General features: G+C 75.0%; 14 protein-coding genes and 1 pseudogene. 6 read left to right on the forward strand and 9 right to left on the reverse strand.

All coding sequences use genetic code 11. The features are described from left to right. Window positions 1-810: 810 nt before the first annotated feature. Both OYE22_RS12405 and OYE22_RS12410 read right to left on the reverse strand, forming a co-directional pair. Complete coding sequence (locus OYE22_RS12405) at window positions 811-1,098, reverse strand: response regulator transcription factor (protein WP_277320479.1); 288 nt, start codon at window positions 1,096-1,098, stop codon at window positions 811-813. Window positions 1,099-1,379: 281 nt separating this feature from the next. Then, window positions 1,380-2,195 carry a VOC family protein gene (locus OYE22_RS12410; protein WP_277320480.1) on the reverse strand — a complete coding sequence of 272 codons (816 nt, stop codon included), beginning with the start codon at window positions 2,193-2,195 and terminating at the stop codon, window positions 1,380-1,382. Window positions 2,196-2,618: 423 nt separating this feature from the next. Here OYE22_RS12410 and OYE22_RS12415 point away from each other — a divergent pair, with 423 nt between their 5' ends. Then, on the forward strand, window positions 2,619-3,266 hold the full coding sequence (locus tag OYE22_RS12415) for a TetR family transcriptional regulator (protein ID WP_277320481.1): 648 nt from the start codon (window positions 2,619-2,621) through the stop codon (window positions 3,264-3,266). Window positions 3,267-3,995: 729 nt separating this feature from the next. Here OYE22_RS12415 and OYE22_RS12420 read toward each other — a convergent pair. Next, window positions 3,996-5,213: a S8 family peptidase gene (locus tag OYE22_RS12420; RefSeq protein ID WP_277320482.1), complete on the reverse strand. Its 1,218-nt coding sequence runs from the start codon at window positions 5,211-5,213 to the stop codon at window positions 3,996-3,998. Between the two features lie 742 nt (window positions 5,214-5,955). Here OYE22_RS12420 and OYE22_RS12425 point away from each other — a divergent pair. Both OYE22_RS12425 and OYE22_RS12430 read left to right on the forward strand, forming a co-directional pair. Then, window positions 5,956-6,837, forward strand: a complete 882-nt coding sequence (locus tag OYE22_RS12425; RefSeq protein WP_277320483.1) for a hypothetical protein — start codon at window positions 5,956-5,958, stop codon at window positions 6,835-6,837. A gap of 39 nt (window positions 6,838-6,876) precedes the next feature. Continuing rightward, on the forward strand, window positions 6,877-7,554 hold the full coding sequence (locus OYE22_RS12430) for a pyridoxal 5'-phosphate synthase (RefSeq protein ID WP_277320484.1): 678 nt from the start codon (window positions 6,877-6,879) through the stop codon (window positions 7,552-7,554). 68 nt (window positions 7,555-7,622) lie between these two features. Here OYE22_RS12430 and OYE22_RS12435 read toward each other — a convergent pair whose 3' ends face one another. Then, window positions 7,623-8,261 (reverse strand): GNAT family protein, encoded by a 639-nt coding sequence (locus OYE22_RS12435; RefSeq protein ID WP_277320485.1) that lies wholly within the window; start codon window positions 8,259-8,261, stop codon window positions 7,623-7,625. A 279-nt stretch (window positions 8,262-8,540) separates the two neighbouring features. On the opposite strand from OYE22_RS12435, the gene OYE22_RS12440 reads away from it, so the two are divergent. Next, entirely contained in the window at window positions 8,541-9,722 is a 1,182-nt protein-coding gene (locus OYE22_RS12440; protein ID WP_277320486.1) for an NAD(P)/FAD-dependent oxidoreductase, read from the forward strand. A gap of 70 nt (window positions 9,723-9,792) precedes the next feature. Here OYE22_RS12440 and OYE22_RS12445 read toward each other — a convergent pair whose 3' ends face one another. Then, entirely contained in the window at window positions 9,793-11,133 is a 1,341-nt protein-coding gene (locus OYE22_RS12445) for an MFS transporter (RefSeq protein ID WP_277320487.1), read from the reverse strand. 274 nt (window positions 11,134-11,407) lie between these two features. On the opposite strand from OYE22_RS12445, the gene OYE22_RS12450 reads away from it, so the two are divergent. After that, complete coding sequence (locus OYE22_RS12450) at window positions 11,408-11,770, forward strand: MerR family transcriptional regulator (protein ID WP_277324107.1); 363 nt, start codon at window positions 11,408-11,410, stop codon at window positions 11,768-11,770. Window positions 11,771-12,435: 665 nt separating this feature from the next. Here the strand turns inward: OYE22_RS12450 and OYE22_RS12455 are convergent. Beyond that, window positions 12,436-13,020 (reverse strand): annotated as a pseudogene (locus OYE22_RS12455) (hypothetical protein); the annotation flags it as partial. Between the two features lie 570 nt (window positions 13,021-13,590). On the opposite strand from OYE22_RS12455, the gene OYE22_RS12460 reads away from it, so the two are divergent. Then, on the forward strand, window positions 13,591-15,936 hold the full coding sequence (locus OYE22_RS12460) for a protein kinase (RefSeq protein WP_277320488.1): 2,346 nt from the start codon (window positions 13,591-13,593) through the stop codon (window positions 15,934-15,936). Window positions 15,937-16,121: 185 nt separating this feature from the next. Here OYE22_RS12460 and OYE22_RS12465 read toward each other — a convergent pair whose 3' ends face one another. The 3 genes from OYE22_RS12465 to OYE22_RS12475 form a co-directional block, all read right to left on the reverse strand. Further along, window positions 16,122-18,737, reverse strand: a complete 2,616-nt coding sequence (locus OYE22_RS12465; RefSeq protein WP_277324108.1) for a protein kinase — start codon at window positions 18,735-18,737, stop codon at window positions 16,122-16,124. A gap of 227 nt (window positions 18,738-18,964) precedes the next feature. After that, a complete protein-coding gene (locus OYE22_RS12470; RefSeq protein ID WP_277320489.1) occupies window positions 18,965-20,845 on the reverse strand; it encodes a serine/threonine-protein kinase in 1,881 nt (626 codons plus the stop codon). Window positions 20,846-21,187: 342 nt separating this feature from the next. Continuing rightward, a complete protein-coding gene (locus OYE22_RS12475) occupies window positions 21,188-22,894 on the reverse strand; it encodes a glycerol-3-phosphate dehydrogenase/oxidase (RefSeq protein WP_277320490.1) in 1,707 nt (568 codons plus the stop codon). Window positions 22,895-23,198 lie beyond the last annotated feature (304 nt).

Below are 23,198 nucleotides of genomic sequence, written 5' to 3' on the forward strand. Positions count from 1 at the left end.
GGGCGCCCATAGAGCCTGCGCGAACCCGGGAATCGCGGATCGTGAACTGGTGCGAACGGTGAAAGAACTGACCAGGAACGGGACTTCGAAAGCGGACGTGCCGGGAACGGCCGCTTCCAGTCCGCATGTGACGGCGTGACATATCGGTACGGGCCACCGACCGGGCGGGGCGGCGCCCTGCCGGGACGGCGGCGGCCGCGCGGCCCGGGCGGGCGCGGCGGGGCGGCCGAACGCGTGCGACACCGCGACACGGTGAGCCGCGAGCGCCCGCGCACGGCGGCGCGCCGCCGGTCGCCGCGACCGACGCCCGCGCTCGGCATCGATGTCAGTACCGAACGGTCCATCGACCCCACCGTGCCCGACATCACCGCCGACCCGCGCCACGGGGGACCGTCTCAGCGCCACACCCCCCGTCGGTGGCGCGTTCCGGCGCGCGGCGTACCCGGCCCCGAGGTGACGCGCGTCGTGGGGCGTCGGCGCATCCGGTCGAGTTCAGTAAACGCCTACGAAAGCCGCGAACGGTACCCCGTCGATAGCCACTCGACGCGTCAGAGCGCGCATTCGGCTCTCCCTCCCCAATTTCCCCCTGCGCGACCGGTCGCCGCGTCAAGACGCACGCACCGCCACCGCGTTCCCGCCATCGGCTCGGGACCGACGTGGGGGGTGGCCGCCGGGCCGGACCCGGGCGGCAGGTCGCTCTGCCACGCCTACTGTGTACGCCAAATCGAGATCACCGCTATTGCCTCTTGCGGCATAGCCGTTGTGGCTATGCCGCAACGGCTATGCCCAACCAGGCATGATCCAAACGAGCTATGCCGCTTCCACTGTCAGCGCATTACGGTGGTTGTAGACCATCAACGCGGCCTCGACGCGTGAGCGAGCCCCCAGCTTGCGCGTCAGGCTGGTCACATGGGCCCGCACCGTGCGTTCGGCGATGTTGAGCTGGCGAGCAAGCGAACGATTGGATTCCCCGTCGGCCAGTAACAGCAGGACCTCCACCTCCCGCTTGGTCAACAGTGAGAAGTCGGGAGTCGAGCGCCCCGGCCTCCCGTGCCGTCCCCATTCACCCGTGCTGATCGATTGCCCCCGTGAGTGCACGTGGCCTCCCCTAAGACCTAACCAAACCGGGTCAACTACTCGTACCCCCCATGAGAACAGAGGTTCCTCTCACCGAGGCGGGCCAGCGGGCGATGAGTGACCCAAGCCACCCGCCATGCCCACCCTTTGAGGGGAGATACCTCATCAAAGTGGCGTAGTCCAGGATGAGTAGTGCGCCTGTGTCGTTGCCCACCGCCACCACCCCGATGCGACGCGCCACCCGCACGCGGCGACCAACCCCGCGGGCTCCGCTCACCGAGCCCGGACGTGCGGGCGTGGTTTCAGGCGGGCGGGCCCTCCGGGTGGGGGGCGTCGCCGCGGGTCCTGGTGTCGATGACGGCGAAGCTCGCGCCCTGGTTGTCGACGACCACCGCGGAGCGCCCGTGCGGCGTGGTCACCGGGTCGATGGCGACCCGGCCGCCGAGCCGCCCGGTGGCGGCCACCGCCGCGTCACAGTCCTCGACCACGAAGTAGGTCAGGAAGTGGGCCGGCATCTCCTCCGGATAGCCGCTGCTGATCAGGCCCCGGCCGCTCACCGCGTGCCGCGCCCCCGCCGGCCGGCCCCGTGGGACCCAGCGCACGAAGTCGGGCCGCCCCGCCTCGTCGTCCACCTCGGCGCGCAGGCCGAACACCTCTTCGTAGAAGGCGTCGACGCGCTCCGGCGCGCGCGTGTAGACCTCCGCCCAGCCGTACGAGCCCGGCTGCCCCTGCTCCTCGAAGCCCGCGTGGCTGCCGGCCTGCCACAGGTTGAAGACCGCGCCGCCGGGGTCGGCGAGCACCGCCATCGTGCCGAAGTCGCCCACCCGCACCGGGTCCATGATGACCGTGCCGCCCGCGGCGCGGGCCCTGCCCGCCGTCCCGACGGCGTCGGCGGTGGCCAGGTAGACGTTCCACACGGTGGGCATCCGCCCGTCGGGCTTGGCCACCAGGGCGGCGACGTTCCTGCCGTCGTGGAACGCCTGCGTGTACGAACCGTAGTCGGGCGCGGCGGGCCCGAAGGTCCAGCCGAGCAGCTCACCGTAGAAGCGCTTGCCCGCCGCGACGTCGGGCAGCGCCACGTCCACCCAGCAGGGCACACCTTCCGGGAATACGGCCATGGCTCGGTGTCCTCCCGTACAGAGTGATCGACACTCGGCAAGTGCCTTATCGGCCACGCTAACGGCGCAGCGCCCATCCCGCCCGCCCCGCGACGCGGACCGGTGAAGGAGACTCCTCTACGGCAGGGAGGCGAGCGGGGTCCGGGCGGCGTGCGTACGGAGGGCGAACAGCAGGCGAAGGAGCGTCGCACACACCGTCTCCACAAGCCGGGCACGAGTTATCCACCGACGTTATCCACAGGCTGTTGATAACAGGAATCATCCGTCCGGCCGAATCCTCAGCGCACGGTAGACGGACCACCCACCGACCGCCCCATAGCCGCTCCACCCCCTTTGAACTGGCCTTTCCTCGAACCGATCGGGCCGCACCCCATTTGCAGGCAGCCGGATCGCGCTCTGATCACCCCTCGGTAAGCTGACGGCATGACAGGACAAGTTCGCACGGTTGACGGCCGAGTGGCCGGGCGCCGCGGACAGGCGACGCGGCAGAAGCTGCTCGACTGCCTCAGCGAGATGCTCAGTTCCTCGCCGTACAGAAACGTCAAGGTCATCGATGTCGCGCGCAAGGCAGGAACCTCACCCGCGACGTTCTACCAGTACTTTCCCGACGTCGAGGGCGCCGTCCTTGAGATCGCCGAGGAGACGGCACAGGAGGGCGCCGGCCTCACGGACCTCGTGGCGGGCCGCTCCTGGGCGGGGAAGTCGGGCTGGCAGTCGGCCGAGGAGCTTGTGGATGGCTTCCTCTCCTTCTGGCGCAAAAACGATGCCATCCTGCGGGTCGTGGACCTGGGTGCCGCCGAGGGCGACAAGCGGTTCTACAAGATCCGCACGAAGCTCATCAACGCCGTCACCAGTTCCCTGGCCGACTCCGTCAAGGAGCTCCAGGCCAAGGGCAAGGTGGACAAGGACGTGAGCCCCGCGGCCGTGGCCGGCTCGCTGGTGGCGATGCTCGCCGCCGTCGCCGCACACCAGAAGGGCTTCCAGAGTTCGGGCGTCAAGCAGGGCGAGCTGAAGACCAACCTGGCCCTCCTGGTCCACTTGGGCGTCACGGGCCGCAAGCCGACCAAGTAGCGGCCCAGCGGCCCGCCTCCCGGGCCCTCCCGGGCACCCTCGGCCCATCCCGGGCCCCGACCCGCCCCCAGCGCCGCCCGTCCACCAAGGGCGCCGCCCCTCCCCCACAGCGCGCCACCGCGCGCGCCCCGCGTCCGCGCGCCACCTACCGCGCGCCTCCCGACGGGCCACCACGACCCCGGGCACCCGACGCGCCATACGCACGCGGCTCCTGGAACGTCGCGCGCATCCATTCCCGGACTCGTCGGAATGACGGACCGTCTCGGCAGGGTGCGCTCAACCGGCGACCCAACTCCGACGGCACACACACGACTTTCCACCGCCCCGAGCCCGAATGCGGGCGACCGCCGTCCGCGCGACCAAGCCCGGTTATCCGCCCGCCCGTTCGTTGTTTCCGACGGTGCGATAGGTGGCACCGGAAGACAACTCCCGACGCGGAAATAGGGGGCGCACACGGGCGGACAAGGGCGCGCTATTCGCAGCGGAAAACGCGCCGCTCGCGAGTTCGGCCCGCCAAGCGCCGCATACCGCACGGAAATCCGGGCCGGACGCGGCGGACCGTCATCATGACGGCCACCACGCCCGACCCGGTCTCATCCGAAGCGGTCAACCGCGGTCGTCGTTCCCCTCGTCCGCCGCCCGACCCGCCCGGTGGCCGCTCCGGCCCGGGGCCGGCCCGACCCGGTGCGTGCCACGGGGCAGCGGGCGTACGGGGAACGTCTCAGTGGCTTACTCGACCACCTTGAGCAGCTTGTTCGGCGTGCCCTCGCCCGGGTTGCTGATCTTGTCGGGGGTCGCGCCCTCGGTCAGCGCCTTCGCCACCGCGTCCGGCGTGGCGTCCTGGTGGGCGCCCAGGTAGACGGCCGCCGCGCCCACGACGTGCGGGGTGGCCATCGAGGTGCCCGAGATGGTGTTGGTGGCGTCGTCGCCGGTGTTCCAGGCGGAGGTGATGTCCGAGCCCGGGGCGTAGATGTCGACGATGTCGCCGTAGTTGGAGAAGCTCGACTGCTCGTCGGCGTCGGTGCTGGAGGCGACCGTGATGGCCTCGGGGACCCGCGCGGGCGAGCCCTGGCTGGCGTCGGTCGACTCGTTGCCGGCCGCGACACCGAAGGTCACGCCGGACGCGATGGCCTTCTGCACCGCCGCGTCCAGCGCCTCGTCGGCGCCGCCGCCCAGGCTCATGTTGGCCACGGACGGGCCCTGGTGGTTCTCGGTCACCCAGTCGATGCCCGCGACGACCTGCTCGGTGGTGCCCGAACCCTGGTCGTCCAGCACGCGCACGGCCACGATCTTGGCCTTCTTGGCCACGCCGTGGTCCGCACCGGCGATGGTGCCGGCGACGTGCGTGCCGTGCCCGTTGCCGTCGTCCGCCGAGTCGTCGCCGTCCACGGCGTCGAAGCCGTGCGTGGCCCGGCCCTCGAAGTCCTTGTGCGTGACGCGCACGCCGGTGTCGATGACGTACGCGGTGACGCCCTCACCAGCGCTGTCCGGGTAGGTGTACGTGGAGTCGCCCTGCGTGTCGGTCTGGTCGATGCGGTCCAGGCCCCACGACGGCGGGTTGTCCTGGGTGCCGGTGGCCTTGAAGGTCTTGTTCTGGACGACCTTGTCCACGGCCGGGTCGGCGGCGAGGCGCTTGGCCTCGGTCTCGCTCAGGCCCTTGGCCGAGAAGCCGTTGATGGCCGAGTCGTAGTTGCGCGAGAGCTTGCCGCCGTACTCCTTGGCCAGGTCCTTGCCCGAGTCGGCGGCCTTGACGCTCTTGCCGCCCTTGAGCATGACGATGTAGCTGCCGTCGACGGCGCCCTTGGCGTTCGCGCCGTAGACCGTGCCCTCGGCGGGCGCGTCGGTGGCGCCGGCCGGAACGGCCACGAACGCCCCGGCGGCGACCGCGGCTGCGGCGCCTATCGCCAGGGCGAGACGACGGTTGCTCATGCGCTTGTGAGATGCCATGAAGAGTTGACCCTTCGCGTGCGTGCTGTGGGGGGAATTTGTTGCAATCACGCTTGGCAGCGGGACGATTTCCGCTGCGCCTGCAAAGACTCTGCCCGGTTCTCCATGGTCATTTCAATAACCCGATCGCCCTGTTACACATCCGTCAGGGCGCGGCAATATCGAATGCCCCAAAAAGTGGACATAGCCCGGGAATTGCCGCCGGATGATCTTAACGGCCGGTCCCGTTTGAACCCGTTCGTTGATCTTTCGACGCCGCCCCGCGCCCCTAGTACGTACCAATTTCGCATCGGCGTACGGCACTTCATGGTGACGTCATTCACACGGCTTTCGCGTGTCGGCGGGAGATGTGCCCATTCGGTGACGCCGGTTATTCCGACGGACACCATCGCGGTGGGGGCGAGGGGTGCGGCAGGGGGTGATTCTGGAGAGCCGAACGCGTCGGGGGTGGCGGGTGAGCACGGAGGGCGCGGCGTACGGGGCGCGCGGCGAATGAGGACGCGCGGCCTCAACAGGTGTGCGCCGCAGGCCACTTCAGGGGGCGACCCACGCCGTCGCGCGTGAGGTCGTGCCGGGGCGGCGGCTCGCGCGACGGCCGTTCCCCGGCGGGCCCTCGGCCCCAACGGGCCTGTGCTGCCAGGGCTTTTGGCGGGCGTGCCACGGTTGTCAGTGGGGCGCGCTATACATGTTGCTGTACTCGCGGCATCACAACCGGTAGCCGAGGTGCGGGACGGGGGCGAGCATGAAGCTGGCGAAGGAGTTACCCGAAGGCGACGTACGGGTCATGGCGGACCGGCGCGACTTCGGCCGCTTCGTCGGGAGCGCGAAGACGGAGCGCGACGGGGTGGCCTGCCTCGGCTGCACCCTGAGCATGCTCATGTTCCTGCTGGGCGCGATCGTGACCGCCGCGAGCGTGGCCTCCGACCGGGACATGGGCACGGTCGGTCGGTTCGTCGGCGTCGGGTTGCTGGTGCTCAGCGTGGTGGTGCCGATCGGCACCAGGGTCTGGCAGGAGTTCAAGGGGCCGCCGCCCGTGGTCTTCCACTGCTTCGAGCACGGCTTCGTGCTCACGCACGGCGCGGAGGTGCGCGCGCTGCCCTGGTCCGAGGCGCGGGTCAGCTCGTTCCGCGAGGGGGCGTACGCGCCGCACGGCGCACCGGGCGAGGCCGTCGACTGGACCGAGGTGAGGGACCGGGGCGGTCAGGTGGTGTATGCGGTGAGCGGTGAGGCCGCGGTGCGCATAGCCGAGGTGGCGACGGCCGACGAGCTGCCGCGCACGGCGCACCGCCTGGGGCGCGGCGGGACGGTCGGATACGGGCGCTTCGCGCTCTCCGCCGACACCCTGTTCCTGGACGGCAGCGCCACGCCCTGGCGGGACGTCCGCCGGGTGGAGACCACCGACCAGGCCGTGCGCGTCTACCGCGCCGACGGCCCGGGCCGCGCCGCCCACTTCACCGCGGCCCGTCGCGAGACGCCGTACGCCTCGGTGGTCGTCGCCCTGGCCCGCACGTACATAGCCGCGGCCCGCCCGCTGCCCGACGCGCGCCCGGTCGCGCACCCGGACGGCGGTTGCCCGGTGGCCAGCGGCACCGGCCCCCGCCCGGACGAGCCGCCGGGCGAGTAGCCGGCGCGCGGGCCGGGCGGCGGCGAGTATGGAGGGGTGATGACCTCGATGAGCGACGACGACCAGCGGGCCTTCCGCGAACTGCTGCGGACCCTGCGGGTCTGGGAGGACCGGCTGCCGCACTTCGACCCGGAGGCGACGCCGGCCGAGCCGCTCCCGCTGTTCCACCGCTGGCTGCGCGAGGCGGCCGACGCCGGGGCGCGGGAGCCGCACACCATGACGCTGGCGACCGCCGACGGCGAGGGCCGGCCCTCCGCGCGGGTGGTGATGCTGCACGACGTGGACGAGCACGGCTGGCACTTCGCCTCCCACCGCACCAGCCGCAAGGGCCGCGACCTGGCCGCGAGACCGTACGCGGCGCTGGTCTTCTACTGGCCCGAGGTGGGGCGCCAGGTGCGGGTGGCCGGCCGCGTGGTGCCGGCCGGGCCCGAGGAGAGCGCCGCCGACCTGCGTCGGCGCTCCCCGGGCGCGCTCGCCGCGGCCCTGGTCGGCCGGCAGAGCGAGGTGCTCGACGCGTACGAGGAGTTGGACCGGGCCTCGGACACCGCCTGGGAGCGCGCCCAGCGCGAGCCGGACGCCCCGGCCCCGACGTGGACGCTGTACGTCCTGGACCCGGAGGAGGTCGAGTTCTTCCAGGGCGACGAACACCGCCGGCACGTACGGCTGCGCTACCGCGCGACCGACGACGGCTGGACCCGCGAGTTGCTCTGGCCCTGACGGGCCCGGGTGCGCGGGGCGCGGGTCGGCGAGGGCCGAGGGCGCGGTCAGCGTTGCCGGGGGCGCGGTCAGGGTTGCTGGTGGGGCGCCGCCCAGGCGGGGGTGTGGGCGCGGGCGGCGTCCGCGGCCGAGGGGACGGCGGTCTGGCCGAAGCGGTACGGCGGCAGGTCGGTGGCCAGTCGGGCGTGCACGTGGATGTCCCGAGGCGTGCGCGACAGGTCCACCATGGCGCCGCGGAAGATGCCCTCGACGCGGTAGGCGCAGCGGTCGGCCACCCGGCACGAGGCGTCGTTGCCCACGGCGTGCCCGAGTTCGAGCCGGTGCAGGCCGACGTGTTGGAACAGCCAGCGGGTCATCGTCTCCAGGCCGCGCGCGGCCACCCGTTGGCCTCGGGCCTCGGGCAGTACCCAGTAGCCGACCCGGGCGCTGCGGTGGTCGAGGTCGAGCGTGCCGGCGTAGACGCTGCCGAGCACCTGGGAGGTCGTCAGGTCCGTGATCGCGAAGGAGGTCATGTCGCCGCGCCGCCAGCCCTCGGTGCGGGTGCGGAGGAAGTCCCACGCGCCGTCCGGGTAGGCCGCGGGCGAGTTGACGGCGCTCCAGCGGCGGTATTCCGGATCGGCCAGGCCACGCTCGATGGCGGGGAGGTCCTGTTCCTCCCAGGGGCGCAGCACCAGCCCGTACATCTCCAACTCGACCGGCTCCAGCATCCGCGTCTCCCTTCGCACGCCGCCCCGCCCGCAGCCGCCTGTCCGTCCGCCTCCGCATTCAACACCGCCGAGGGGGAACCGGGCCCACCGGGGGCGGCCGTTCCGCCCGGCCCAGGCCCGCCGCGCCGGGTGGCGGCGTAACGGGCCGTCAGGGCGGTGCCCGGCCCCCGGTCCCGACGTGCCGTCGGCGGCGGGCGGGTCGCGGTCCGTAATCCTTCCGCAACCGATTCGGTACCGGTTTGACCGAAACCCGTCAATGATCCGACTACGCTCACGCGTATGGCCGACAGAACTCCCGCCCCCCACACCCCCGTGTACGTCATCGGCGGCGGCCCCGGCGGACTCGCGGCGGCGGCCGCGCTCGGCGAACGGGGCGTGCGCGCGGTCGTCCTGGAGCGGAGCCACGCCGTGGCCGGGGCCTGGCGCGCGCACTACGACCGGCTCCGGTTGCACACGACCCGGCGGATGTCGGCGCTGCCGGGGTTGCCCATCCCGCGCGGGTACGGCCGCTGGGTGGGGCGCGACGACCTGGTGCGGTACCTGGAGCAGTACGTCGAGCACCACCGGTTGGAGTGCGTCACCGGCGTCGAGGTCGCGCGCGTGGCCCGCGCGGCGGCGGACGGCGACACCCCGCCGAACCCCTGGGTGCTGCACGCCAGCGGCGGGCGCGAGCTGGCCGCGCGGGCGGTCGTCGTCGCCACCGGGTACAGCCGCACCCCCCACCTCCCCGACTGGCCGGGCCGTACGGAGTACGCCGGGGAGTTGCTGCACGCGGCCGACTACCGCAACGCCGGCCCGTACCAGGGCAAGGACGTCCTCGTCGTGGGCGCCGGCAACTCGGGCGCCGAGATCGCCACCGACCTCGCCGATGGCGGCGCCGGCCGGGTCAGGCTCGCGGTGCGGACCGTGCCGCACGTCGTGCGCCGGTCCCGTCTCGGCTGGTCGGCGCAGCGGTCGGCGGTGCTGGCCCGCCAGTTGCCGGTGCCGGTGGCCGACCGCGTGTCGGCCGTCCGGGCCCGGCTGTGCGCGCCCGACCTCGCCGAGCACGGGCTGCCCCGCCCCACGTCGGTCGGCGTTCCCGGGCTCTACTCGCGCGCCCGGGCCGGCGCCGTCCCGGTGCGGGACACCGGGCTGGTCCGCGCGGTGCGGGCGGGCCGGGTCGAGATCGTCGCCGCGGTCGAGTCCTTCGACGGCGACAAGCCGGTGCTGGTGGACGGCAGCCGCGTCGACGCGGAGGTGGTCATCGCCGCCACCGGCTACCGCCCCGGCCTCGACGACCTCGTGGGCCACCTCGACGTCCTCGACGCCCGGGGCCTCCCGCGCGCGCACGGCGCGCGCCGCCTGGCGGCGGCCCCCGGCCTGTATTTCACGGGCTACGCCAACCCGGCCAGCGGCATGCTCAGGGAGCTGGCCACCGAGTCCCGCCGGATAGCCCAGCGGATCGCCCGCGACCTGCGGTAACCGACCCGCCTCGGTGGCCCGACGCACCGTCGGACGCCCCCGGCACCTCACCCACCCGCACTCCCAGCCGTCACCCGCCGCCGGCCCCGCCCTCGGCCCCGGGACCACTCACCGCGCGCCCCGCCACGCCGGGGGCCGCCTCGCCGGCATCGGCGGCGCCGGCATCCGCGGCGCCGGAGGCCGTCGCACCGGAGGCCGCCGCGCCGAAGACCGTCGCGACGGTCTGGTCGGCGCGGGTCGCGCGGCGGCGCGTGGCGGCCGAACGTCGTTCGCCGACCCACACGGCCAGGGTGAGCAGCAGCGCGAACCCGGCCCCGCCGAGGACGGCCGTGCTCGGCGACGTCGCGTTCTGTATGACGCCGGAGAGGGTCGCGCTCGTCGCGTACCCGAGGCCGACGGCCGCGTACAGCATCGAGTAGCCGGCGGCAAGCGCGCTCTGCGGCAGGGCGTCGCGCAACGACAGGTTGCGCGCCACCTGCACCCCCGACTGGAACAGCCCCGCCAACAGCATGGCGCCCGCGATCAGCGCGAGCCCGGGCAGCACCGCCGCGCCCGCCACGCACGCGATGACCGCGAGCAGCAGCACGAGGCTCTGCGTGCCCAGCGACCCGGGCCACCTGCGCAGCCCGTAGAGGAAGGCGCCGACGGCGGCGGCGACCGAGTAGCCGGCGAGTACCGGTCCGGCCCAACCGACCGCGATGCCGCGCTGTTCGAGCAGGGCTGGCAGGACGAGTTCGGCGAGCGCGAGCAGCGAGAGCGCCGCGGCGCCGGTGACGTACACCGGCCAGGCGGCGGCCAGGGTGCGCAGCATGGACGCGCCCTCGCGGTCGCTCTCGTCCGCGTCCCAACCCGCCGGGAGCGCCCAGAGGCCGGCCGCGGCGCACGCCGCGAGCGCCGCGGCGAGCAGCAGCGGCAGCGCCGGGTGCACGCCGAGCGCGAGCCCGGTCGCCAACGCGGGCGATGCCGTCCACACCGCGTAGGTGAGGATGGCGTCCATGCTGAGCGCCTGCGTGCCGAGGCGCTCCGGCAACAGGCTGGTCAGCAGCGCGCGCAGCCCGCCGGGGGCGGCGGCCGGCGCGCCTCCGGCGACCACCGCGAGGGCGCCGAGCAGCACCGGGTGCGCCGAGGCCGCGCACCCCAGCGCGGCGAAGGCGGCGGCGCCGACGGCGAGGCCGAGCGCGAGGTGGGGGCGCGCGCGTGCGGAGTTCAGCCGCGCGCCCAGGGCGACGGCGCCCACCACCTCGCCGACGACGTACGCGGCGGCGAGGACCGCGCCGAGCGTGTAGCCGCCGGGCCGTTCCCGCACCAGGAACACCAGGGCGAGCGGCGCCATGGCGACCGGCGTACGAGCCGCCAGGGCGACGAAAGACCAGTTCAGCACGGGGCGAGTGACGAGTTCGCGGTAGGCCATGGAGCGACGATAGAGCCTGCCATCGGTGGCATGCTCAAGACAGTGTGACCAAGTGGCGCACGGGACCGGAGAGACTGGACGCAGACCGGGCGGAGGAGGAGAGCACATGACGCACGTGCGCGTGAGGACCCGCGATGACCGGCACCCCCCAGGCGCCACCACCCCGACGACGGCGCGCCCCACGGCCCCCGGCCCGCAGCCGACGCCGACGTCGGCGGAGCCGGAGCCGGAGCCGACAGGGGAGGCGGAGCCGGCAGCGGAGCCGGGTCCGCCGTTGCGCATCGGCCAGCTCGCCGAGCGCACCGGGGTGAGCGTGCGGCTGCTGCGGTACTACGGGCAACAGGGCCTGCTCAGGCCGCGCCGGCTCGGCAACGGGTACCGGGTGTACGCCGAGGACGACGTACGGCTCGTGCGCTACATCAGGTCGCTCCTCGCCGCCGGCCTGACCACCGCCGTCATCGGCCGGCTGCTGCCGAGCGTGTGCGAGCGGGACGGGGTGCTGCGGCCGTGCACGCCGGAGCTGGCCGACGAGCTGCGGCGCGAGCGGGACCGGATCGACGAGCAGGTCGCCGAACTCCTGGCGTCACGGCGGCTGCTGGACGAGGTCATCGAGGCCGCTCCCGGCCACGCTCCCTGACCGGGGCCCGTACGGCGCGTTGACAGGCGTGCGTACGGCGGGGCCTACCGCGCGGCCCGTACGGCGGGACCCGCCCGACCCCCGGGCGAGCGCCCGGCGCCCGCCCACGCCGGGGAGACCGGCCGGGCGGGCCACGTGCCGTGCCGAGCGGGGGACTTGGCTTGGCGGTGCGCTCGTGCGCGCCCCGAGCACGGCACCGCGCACCGCCAGCCCATCCGACGCCACCGCCCTGGAAGCGCGCCGAATCGCGATCCGCTCTCGCCAAGGACCAGGCCGCGGGCTTCACCGCACCCGGGCGCGAGCGGCCCTCGGCGTCCCCTCACGGCGCATCGCTGCACCTAAGGGTGATCAATCGAATACGTCACGTCAACACCTGGTCTGGACTTATTGATTCACATCTGGCGCGCGGCGCGGCGCCGGGTGGCGCACGCGCCCGCCAGTGACACCGCGCGCTCGAAGGCGACCACGGTCCCGGTGGCAGCCACGGTGCCGGTGGCCGCCACGGTCCCGGCAGCCGCCGGAGCCGGACCCAGCACCTCGGAACCGCCCGCTTCGCTCCGGGTCGAGCCGCCGACCAGCCCGGGTGACACGACCGAGGCGGCCTCGGCGGGCTGGACGGCCAGGTCCGCGCCGGAGTACGCCGTGGACGGCGCGGCGACGCCCTGTCGGTCCACCTCGCACCAGATGCTCTTGCCGTTGCCCTCCGGCTGCCAACCCCAGCGGTCCGCGAGGCCGTCCACCAACTCCAGGCCGCGCCCGTTGGTGTCGTCGTCGTCGGCGCACCGGGGGCGCGGCGGGCAGGCGCTCGCGTCGGCGACCTCCACCCGGACCATCGCCACCGCGGGCGGGTCAACGCCGGTGGCCGGCGCGGGCGTCGGGTCGGCCCCGTACGCCCCGTCGGCCGGCGCCGCGGGCCGGGCGCCGACACTGACACCGGCACCGGCCCCGGCCAGCACCACGTCGGGCGTATCCGCCGCCGGGTCGGCCGCGTCCAGGCCCGCCCCGTCGTACGCGGCGGCCGGGGCGCGGCCCTGGCCGCCGCTCGCGGGGTCCGCGCACTGCGCGGGGAAGAGCATCCGCAGCACGGCGGGGCAGCCCGTGTGCACCACGGCGTTGGTCACTAGCTCTGAGATCAACAGGACGAGCGTCTCTGCCAACGGCTCGTCAACGGCCACCCCCGAGCGAACGAGGCGGGACCGCGCCCAGCGGCGCGCCCTTCCCACCTCGGCCGGGTCTGGCCGGACCTCCATCTGTACCTGAAGCACCTGCACCGCTCACACCATCCGAACCGGTGGACACATCGCTTCGCGCCTCTCCGGGATCACGGAACGTGACCCCACAACGAGACAGCATGGTTGACGTACAGTCACCTCACCAAGCACTTCGGACATATTCCAGCGCCAAGGAGTATGGGTGGTACATACTGTGCGACGCACATCGCGGGGAGTCGAACAACGGCCCGCGCGAGGGCCGCACGCCCCGTCCGAGCAGCACCTGGGCGCGCCGCCACGGCCGCCGTCGCGACCCGCTCCGCGTCCTCGTGCCTCCGCACAGCTCGCATCCAACGGAGCGTACCGGAGGGCGAAGCCGACTCCCCCGCGTAACGAGCCGCGCTAAGGACACAACACGGCATCGACGCTCCGTGACGACGCCCGACCGTGCGCACGCCCCTCCCCCGGTCGCCCAGCCGCCCGCCCGCTCCCCGCGCCCGGGGCCCTCGCGCGCGACTGCCCCCTTGTGTCCCGTACGTCTCAACATCGCGCGATGATGGACGACATGACGCACGGAGGGGAGGGCGCGATGTCGGGGAGCAGCCGCCGGTGGGGCGGGGCGGGGGGCCGGGGCCGTTGCGCGGCCGGGGGCTGCTCGCCGGCCGCTACCGGCTCGGCGACCACCTCGGCGACGGCGCGCTGGGGACCGTATGGCAGGCCAGCGACGAACTCGTGGGCCGCGAGGTGGCGGTCAAGGAGCCCCGGCTGCCCGCGGGGCTCTCGCCCGAGCAGCGCGCGCGGGCGTACGCGCTGCTCGGACAGGCGGCGCGCGCGGCGGCCCGCATCGAGCACCCGTCCGTCATCACCGTCCACGACGTGCTCACCGTCGAGGACCGGCCGTGGCTGGTGATGGAGTTGGTACGCGGCGGGTCGCTCGCGGCCACGCTGCGCGGCGCCACCCTCGGCGTGCGGCAGGCCGCGCACGTGGGGCTCGCGGTGGCCGGCGCACTGCGGGCGGCGCACGCCGCGGGCATCGTGCACGGTGACGTGAAGCCCGGCAACATCCTCTTCGGCCGCCAGCGCCCGGCGGCCCCGGCGAGCGCCCCCGGCGCGGCCCCGGGCGCGGGCGACGGCGCACGTCGGATCGTGCTGTCCGACTTCGGCATGGTGCACGCGGTGGACCAGCAGCGGCGCGCGGCGCTCGGCGACCCGGCCGGCGCGGCGGTCCCCGGCACGGGCGCGGCCGGGCCGGCGGCGCACGGCCCGGTGAGCGCGCTGGAGTTCGTCGCCCCCGAGCGGCTGGGCGCCGAGCCCGCCGCGCTGGCGGCACCGGCGGACCTGTGGGCGCTGGGTGTCGTGCTGTACGCGGCGGTGGAGGGCGTGCTTCCGTTCCGTCGCGAGACCCCGGCGCGGACGGTGGCGGCGATGCTCGACTCCGCGCCGCACCCACCCGTACGGACCGGGCCGCTGACCGAGCTGATCGGCCGGCTGTTGGCGCGGGACCCGGCGGCCAGGCCCGGGGCCGAGCAGGCGGAGGAGGCGCTGCGCGCGCTGGCGGCGGCGCCGGAGCCACAGCGGTCGCGGCCCGGCAACCGGCCCCACAAGCCGTCGGCGATGGACACCATCCAGCTCCGCGCGCTGCGACCGGGCGACCCCGCCCCCGACGCCGCGGCCGAGCCCCGGCCGCCGTCACCGTCGCCGTCGCAACCCCAGCGCCCGCCCAGGTCAGACGACACCCAACAGCTCACCGCGCTCGGCAACCGGCCCCGCCCCACCGACCCGGCCCACCAGCCCGCACGGCCCCACCAGCCCAACCCGCAGGACCAACACGGTCAACACGGTCAACCGAGCCAGCAGGGCCCGGTCGACCAGGGTGCCGCCCGGCACCCGGCCGCCGGCCCGGCGGCTTCTCCGTACGACCGGGCCGGCGCGCCGCTGCCGCCGCACTCCGCCGGGTACGGGACGTCCAGCGGCGCGGGCGAGGCGGCCGGGGCGGGCCGTGCGGGCGGGCTGCCCGGCGCGCTGCCGCCGGCCGTGCCCATGACGGCGCGGGGGGCCGGCGCGGCCGGCGGTGCGAGCCCGGACGGCGCGGCGGCGGCCAAGCGCGGGCCGTGGGGCGGGGTTCGGCCCCGCGTCGCCGTGGGTGCGCTGGGCGCGCTGGTGCTCGTCGTCGGGGCGGGCGTCTTCCTCCTCACGGGCCCGCTCAGCGACGACGAGGCCGCCCCCGCTCCCCCGGCCAGCGCCCCGCCCAGCACGGCCGCGAGCCCCACCGCCACCCCGACGCCCACGGCCGCCCCCATCGACGCCGGGCGCCCGGCGCTGCCCGCGGGCTGGCGGCTGCACCCGCACCAGCCGCTGACCGCGACGGTGGCCCTGCCCGACGGCTACGCGCTGCGCGAGGCGAGCCGCACCCAGGCCGACTGGGTCGGCGGCGACAAGCGCGCCTTCACCATCAGCCTCAAGCGCGACACGAGCCGCGGCGCGACCGCCACCGAGGCGTCCGAGCAGCAGATCACCTGGTACCGCACGACCAAGGACTCGGCGATGGAGGGCGTGCGCACCCGCCGGCACAGCATCGACTGGTACGGCCAGCGGGCCCGTTGGATCGAGGTCGACTACCGGGCCAAGGGCAAGCGCGAGCAGCGCCGCCGCCTGGAACTCTTCGTTCCCGGCGCCGAACAGCGCGTCTACCAGCTCCTCATCGACACCACGGCGACCGGACCGCACCGCACCGAGCAGGACGAACTCTTCGCCATCGCCCGCGACCAACTCCGCGTCGACACCCCGCCGAACCCGTCCGCCACCCCGACCACCGACGCCACGCCCGAAGCCGGCACCACGCCCGCCACCGACGCGAAGCCAGACGCCGAGGCCGAGCCCGACGCGAAGCCCGACGCGCAGCCAGGCGGCGACCGGGAGAGCCCGAGCGGGAGGCCGGCGCCCAAGGACGACTGAGGCCGAACGGCCGGGCCCCGCGCCCGGCCGGCCGGTTCGGGGCGATGCACCCGTTCATCGCCATCGCCATCGACACTCCACCCCGGCCCGCGCGCCCACCCGCCGACGCCCGCGCCGGTCGGCGGGCCGGCGGCTCGGGACGGTCGGTGACTCGGGGCGGCCGGTTGGGCGGGGTGGCGGCCGGTTCAGCGGGTGGCGCGGTAGCTAGCCGAAGCCTGGTCGAAGTAGCGGTCCACGGCGCCGCGTTCGTCGGCCGGGCCGATGATCTGGAGCACGTGGTACCGGCCGCTGATGATCATGGCGAGGTTACGCACGTACACCTGCCGTCCGCTGGTGTCCTTCCAGCCGAACGCGCCCTCGGCCATCGCGGTCTGCCCCACGTCGATCCGGCGCAGCCCGGTGGCCGACGCCCAGTCGGAGTCGCGGTACGGGGCCAGCTCCGGCTCCAGGTCCTGCTGGTACTTCATGGGGTCGCTGCCGTACTCGGCGGTCTTGTCCCGGCCGGGCACGACGATCATCTCGTAGTCGCTGCCGAGGTAGCGGATCTGGCCGCGGCCGTTGGGCGGGCGGCGCTTCCAGTCCTCGGCGACGGCGACCTGGAAGCCGTCCGGGTCCTTGCGCAGCGCGAACCCCTTGGCCAGGCCGGTCGGGTCGGTGGACTGCGGCTGCTGCCCGGTGGGCCCTCCGTCGCCGACCCGCTCGCCGGGGTCGTCGCGACCGGCGTTCGGGCCGGTGGCCGGGGGCGCGCTGTGCGAGGTGCCGGCGCCGCCGTCCGCGCCCTCCCCCTCGTCGGCCTTGGGCATGAACAACATGGCGTACAGCACCCCGGCCGCCAGCAGCAGCAGTATCAGCAACAGGAGCAGCCGGCCCAGGTGGCGCGGGGCGCGCGCGCCGGGCGCGCGGCTCTCGCGCGGCGGGGCGGTGTCGTGCGTCTCCAGGCGCAGGTGCTTCTCCTGCCGGGGCGCCGCGTCGTGCGTCTCGTGGCGCTGCCGGGGCACCCGGGGCGGCCTGCCCCGCTTGTGCCGGTGGCGGCCGTGCAGGGCCGCGGCCTGGCGTCGGCGGCGCACCAGTTCGCCTCGGCGGCGCAGGATCGGCAGCCGCTTGGGGTCACCGGGGCCGATCGCCTCGGCGGGCGGCACGGTGACGGTGCGGCTGCCGACGTCGGGCTCGGGCGCCGACCTGATCAGCGAGCGCAGCCAGCCGCGCAACTCCTCGAAGTCCGGGCGCTCGGTGGGGTCCTGGCGCATCAGCGACTCGACCACGGGACGCAGCGCGCCGCACTCCTCGGCGTACGCGGGCGGCTCGGCGCACACCAGGTGGACCAGTTCGCTCGCGTTGTCCTCGGGGTAGGGCGCGTGGCCCTGCACCGCGCGGAACAGCAGCACGCCGACGGCCCACAGGTCGGCGGCCGGGCCGACGGGCGGGGCCAGCCGCCAGTTCTCGTGCACTGGGCCGGCCTGTTCGGGGGCCCAGCGCTCGGTGACGGCGCCGACCACGACGATGCGCGCCTGCCGGGCCCGTTCGGCGGCGAGCGCGGAGTCGGGGCCGCGGTAGCCGTCGCCGCCCCGGGGTTCGGCGGGGGCCACGCGCGCGTCGGCGTCGTCGGCCGGCTCGCTCGCCTCGGGCGCCTCCGGTTCGGCCCCTTCCTGGTCGTCGTCCCAGTACGGCTCGTCCCGGCCCTCGGCCCACCACTCGTCCTCGACCGCCGCGCCCGGCCGCGCCCCGGCCGTGCCCGGTGCCGCGTCGACGGGCGGGCCCTCGGCGGCCTCGCGCACGGCGGCCCGCGCCCCGGCGCGGTAGGCGGCGATGGCGCCCGCGCGCGGCGCGCGCGAGGGCGTGGCACGCCCCTGCGGGTCCGCTCCGGGCTCGCCCGGGCCGCCGGCTGTCGCGGCGGCGCCGCCCGGCGGGCCCTGGTCCCGGTAGACGGGGCCGGCGGGGCCGCGCCGTACGACCGGGGCCGCCAGCGGCGGCGTGGCGTTCCGCGTCGGGCCCGGGCCCGGCGGCGGGCCGCCCGGGGCGGTCTCCCGCACCGAGTCGGGCCCGGTGCCGGGGCGCGCCGAGGGCACCGCGCCGGTGTCCACCCGTGGGGCGCCGGCCGCCGGGCGGGCGCCCGGCTCCGTGGCGCGGGCGGGGACCGCGTCGTCCAGCGGCTCGCGCGGACGGGGTGCGCGCAGCGCCTCGGGCACCGGGTCGTAGCCACACAGCGCCTCCTCCGCCGCGCCCGCCGCCAGCCCGGTGAGCATCGCGCGCCCGTCGTCGCAGACCAGCACGGTGCGGGTGGTGATGTTGCGGTGCGTCCAGCCGTGCGCGTGCAGGGCGCGCAGCGCGGTCAGCACGTCGGCGGCGACCTCGGCGGCGCGGTGCGGGGTGAGTGGGCGCTCGGCGAGCAGCGCGGCCAGCGGTCGGGCCGGCACGTACTCGCTGACGATCCACAGGCTGCCGGCCTCGGCGAAGACGTGGAAGACCTGGTCGAGTCGGGGGTGGTCGGGCACCTGGGCGGCGGCGGTGGCCGCCTCGATGGCGCGCCGCACGGCCGGGTCGCCGACGCCGTCGTACCGCGTCGTCCCGCGCCGCGCGTCGAGGCCGCCGCCCGACCAGCCGCCGGCGCCGTACGCCCCGTGGGCCGCGCCGTCGCCGACCACCTCGGCCTCGACGACCTCGGGCAACGGCACCTGCCGCAGCAGGACTTCCTGGCCGCTGTAGGTGTCGAACGCGCGGGTCTCCACGAACTCGTACTCGTCGGCGGGCGGCAACGGCAGTCGATAGCGGTCGGCGAGTACCCGACCCGCGTAGTCGTCCACGTCGCCTCCCCAGCGCGCGATTCGCCCAAGGCTCACCGCGCGTCACCGTTCTACCGGTCTCTAACTCCGCGCTTGTACAGCTACCCACGGCGGCGGGTTCTCACGATACGGGCCCGAGCGGTTTCCCGCCGACCGCTCCACCGAGTCCGCTCGATCCCGAGCGGACCGGCACGGCCCTTGCGCCGCAAGGGCGCCGGGCGCGCTCCCACGCCCGAGCCTACGACCCGTCAGCCGCGCGGGGTGAAGGTGCGCAGCGCGGTCTGCCGCAGCGTCGCGCACTCCTCCTCCGCCCAGGCGTCCTTGGCGCAGGTGATCATGACGGCGTAGCCGTGGTCGGCGTCCACCTTGAAGCCACGGTTGAGCACCCGCACCGACTGGCCGCGCTGCTGGCGCTCGAAGCTCCAGTCGGCGACGGTCGGGTAGCCCTTCCACTCCACGGGGCGGATGCCCAGGCCCCGGTAGCCCTTCATCGTGCGGGAGGCACCGGGCTCGGCGCCGCGCCACGCCTTGGCGGCGTCGGGCAGCGGCTTGGCGTTGAAGTCGACCTGCACGCGCGGGAATCCACCGGAGGCGCTGTAGACCGTGCCACCGCTGTAGCCCGGGATGGGCCGCGCACGCCACCCCTCGGGCAGCGCCATGGCGAAGTGGAACGCGCCGTCGCTCACCCGCTGGTAGCCGGCCGGCAGCGCGTCGCTCGGCTTCTCGGACTTCCCGTCCCCCTTGCCCTGTCCGTCCTTCTCCCCGCCCTGCCCGGTGGACCGCTCGGCGTCGGTGGACGGCGCGTTCGCGCCGTCGTCGCCGGTCGGCTCGGCGTCGGTGGCCCCGCCCTGGCCGCTCGAAGCGCTGGGCTGGGCACCGGACTTGTTGTCGTCGCCGCCGCCGTCCAGGGCGAAGGCGAGCACCGTGCCCAGCACGGCGAGCAGGACGACGATCACGACGATGACCAGCGTCCGCTTGGGCACCACGTCCGTGATCGAGGCGCGCGAGCCGCCGACGGGCCCCGGCGCGGCCGGCGCCCCCGGGACGGTGTGCGGCCGGGGCGGGGTCGCCGCATCCCGGCGCGGCCCGGGCTGGCCGCCGCTCGCCAGGCCGGTGGCGCTCGCCGCGCGGCCCGTGGGCCGGCCGGCGGCGCCGGGCAGCGAGCCCGCGGCCGGGGCCGGATGGGCTCCGGTGGGGCGCGGCGGGGTCAGCGGGCCGGTCGGCGCGGCGGGCAGCGGCATGGTGCGGGTCGGCTCGACGGCCGAGACCGGCCGGTCGATGACGTCGTCGGGCGCGTTGACCGCCGCCGTCAGCAGGGCCCGCGCGCCCGCGTCGTCCAGCCGGTGCGTCGGGTCCTTGGCCAGCAGGCCGTAGATGACCTCTTCGAGCATGCCCGCGTTCTTCGGCGGGTCCAGCGGCTCGGTCATCACGGCCGTCAGCGTCGCGATCGCCGTGGCCTTGTCGTACGGCGGGACGCCCTCGACCGCCGCGTACAGCAGGCCGCCGAGCGACCACAGGTCCGACGGCGGTCCCGGCCGGTGGCCGCGGGCACGCTCGGGGGCGATGTAGGAGGGCGCGCCGACCAGCATGCCGGTCGAGGTCACCGACGGGTCGCCCTCGACCTGCGCGATGCCGAAGTCGGTGAGCACGACCCGCCCGTCGTCGGCGATCAGCACGTTGGACGGCTTCACGTCGCGGTGCAGGATGCCCTCGCGGTGCGCCGCGCGCAGCACGTCGAGGACGGCGAGGCCGACCTCGGCGGCGCGGCGCGGGCTGAGCGCGCCGTCGTCGCGTACCACGTCGGCCAGGGAGCGGCCCTCGATCAGCTCCATGACGATCCACGGCCGGTCGTCCTCGTCGACGACGTCGTACACCGTGACCGCGCCGTTGCTCCGAATCCGGGCGATGGCCTTGGCCTCGCGCAGCGTACGGGTGATCAGGCGGCGCTTCTCGTCCTCGTCCACGCTTGACGGAAAGCGCAGTTCCTTCACCGCGACGGTGCGGCCCAGCGTCTCGTCACGGGCTCGCCAGACCGTCCCCATGCCGCCCCGGCCCAGGACTTCGGCGAGCCGGTACCGCCCAGCGAGGAGGCGCCCAGTCGTGCCCTGCGTCTGCTCCGCCTCCGACATGCGTCCCCTCTGCAATCAACCCACCCTGGCAGAGCGTCCATTGTCTCTCATCCACGAACCGGCGGAAGTACCGGCCCAGCGCGCGTGTGGACGCGCCCCGGTCACGACACGGGCCGACGGGGTGTCGCGCGAGGCGGTCGGGGGGCCAATCATTTCCCGCCACTCCTGGTTGAGCAGGCACGTTCGACGCGGCCCCAGCGGCGCGCCGCGCCCGCTGTTCCGTCGTCATTCCGTAGATATTCGGCCAACGTTCGGCCGGGCGTGGCCTCATCCATCGCCCGGACGGGAGGCGGCGGGACGGCGCGGCGCGGCCGGCGCCGCGCGGGCGCCGGGCGCCGGCGGTCACAGCGGCTGGATCTCCGGAGCGCCCAGCCGGGCAGCGTCCGCCGTCAGGTCGTCCGGCTGGCGCTGCGACTCGCGCTCGGCCTCCACCCGCTTCTCGTACCGCTCGACCTCCCGCTCGACCTGTCCCGCGTCCCAGCCGAGCACCGGTGCCATCAGCTCGGCGACCTCGCGGGCGCTGTGCGTGCCGCGGTCGAAGGTCTCGATGGAGATGCGGGTGCGCCGGGTCAGCACGTCGTCCAGGTGGCGGGCGCCCTCGTGGGAGGCGGCGTAGACGATCTCGGCGCGCAGGTAGTCCTCGGCGTGCGGCAGCGGCTCGCCGAGCCGCGGGTCGGCGGCGATCATCTCCAGGAGCTCGTCGGCGAGCGAGCCGTACCGGTTCAGCAGGTGCTCGACCCGGGCCGCGTGCAGCCCGGCGCGGCGGCCGAGCCGGGCCCGCGCGTTCCAGCGGGCGCGGTAGCCCTCGGCGCCCACCAGCGGCACGTCCTCGGTGACGCAGCCGGCGACGCGCTGGTCGAGCCCGTGCACGGCCTCGTCCACCGCGTCCTTGGCCATCACCCGGTACGTCGTGTACTTGCCGCCCGCGACCACGACCAGGCCCGGCACCGGGTGAGCGACGGTGTGCTCGCGCGAGAGCTTGCTGGTCGCGTCCGACTCGCCGGCCAGCAGCGGGCGCAGCCCGGCGTACACGCCCTCCACGTCGTCCCGGGTGAGCGGCGTCGCGAGCACCGAGTTGACGTGTTCGAGCAGGTAGTCGATGTCGGCGCTGGAGGCGGCCGGGTGCGCCTTGTCCAGGTCCCAGTCGGTGTCCGTGGTGCCGATGATCCAGTGCCGGCCCCAGGGGATGACGAACAGCACGCTCTTCTCGGTACGCAGGATCAACCCGGTCGTGGAGTGGATGCGGTCCTTGGGCACGACCAGGTGGATGCCCTTGGAGGCGCGGACGTGGAACTGGCCGCGCTCGCCGATCATGGCCTGGGTGTCGTCGGTCCACACCCCGGTGGCGTTGACGACCTGTCGGGCGCGCACCTCGAACTCGCCGCCCTGCTCCAGGTCGGCCACCCGCGCGCCGACGACGCGCTCGCCCTCGCGCAGGAAGCCGACGACGCGGGCGCGGTTGGCGACGGTCGCGCCGTACGAGGCGGCGGTGCGCACCAGGGTCGTCACGAAGCGCGCGTCGTCCATCTGGGCGTCGTAGTACTGCAACGCGCCCACCAGCGCGTCCTTGCGCAGAGCGGGCGCCACGCGCAGCGCGCGGCCGCGCGTCAGGTGGCGGTGCACGGGCAGTCCGCGGCCGTGTCCCGAGGAGACCGACATGGCGTCGTAGAGCGCGACGCCCGAGCCCGCGTACAGCCGCTCCCAGCCCTTGTGTCGCAGCGGGTACAGGAACGGCACCGGCTTGACCAGGTGCGGCGCGAGCCGCTCGAGCAGCAGCCCGCGTTCCTTCAGCGCCTCGCGTACGAGGGCGAAGTCGAGCATCTCCAGGTACCGCAGCCCGCCGTGGATCAGCTTGCTGGACCGGCTGGAGGTGCCCGCCGCCCAGTCCCGCGCCTCGACCAGGCCGGTGGCCAGGCCGCGGGTCGCGGCGTCGAGCGCGGTGCCGGCGCCGACCACGCCGGCGCCGATGACCAGCACGTCCAGCTCCTGCCCCGCCATCTGGGCGAGCGCCGTGGCGCGCTCCGCCGGTCCCAGGGTCGCTGTCCTCACCACTGCCTCCACTGTGATCGGGGTCACGCTCACTTCTGCACGATTTTGACCGCTTGGGGCACGACCAGCCAGCTTGCGCCGCCGCCCCGGCCCGCTACGCCACCCGGGTGACCAGCGCCGTACGCCCCACACCCGGCAGCGCGGGACACACCGTCGCCCGCGCCGACCGCACCCCCCGCCTACCCCGCCGCCCGCGACCGTGCACTCCCGCCCTACGCGCCCGCGCGCCCGCGCGTGACCGCCGCGCGCCACCCGCGCCCGGCTCGAGGTCACGCACCGCGTACGCCGACCGCGCCCCCGCCCG

The organism is Streptomyces sp. 71268, assembly GCF_029392895.1.
Taxonomy (GTDB): Bacteria; Actinomycetota; Actinomycetes; order Streptomycetales; family Streptomycetaceae; genus Streptomyces.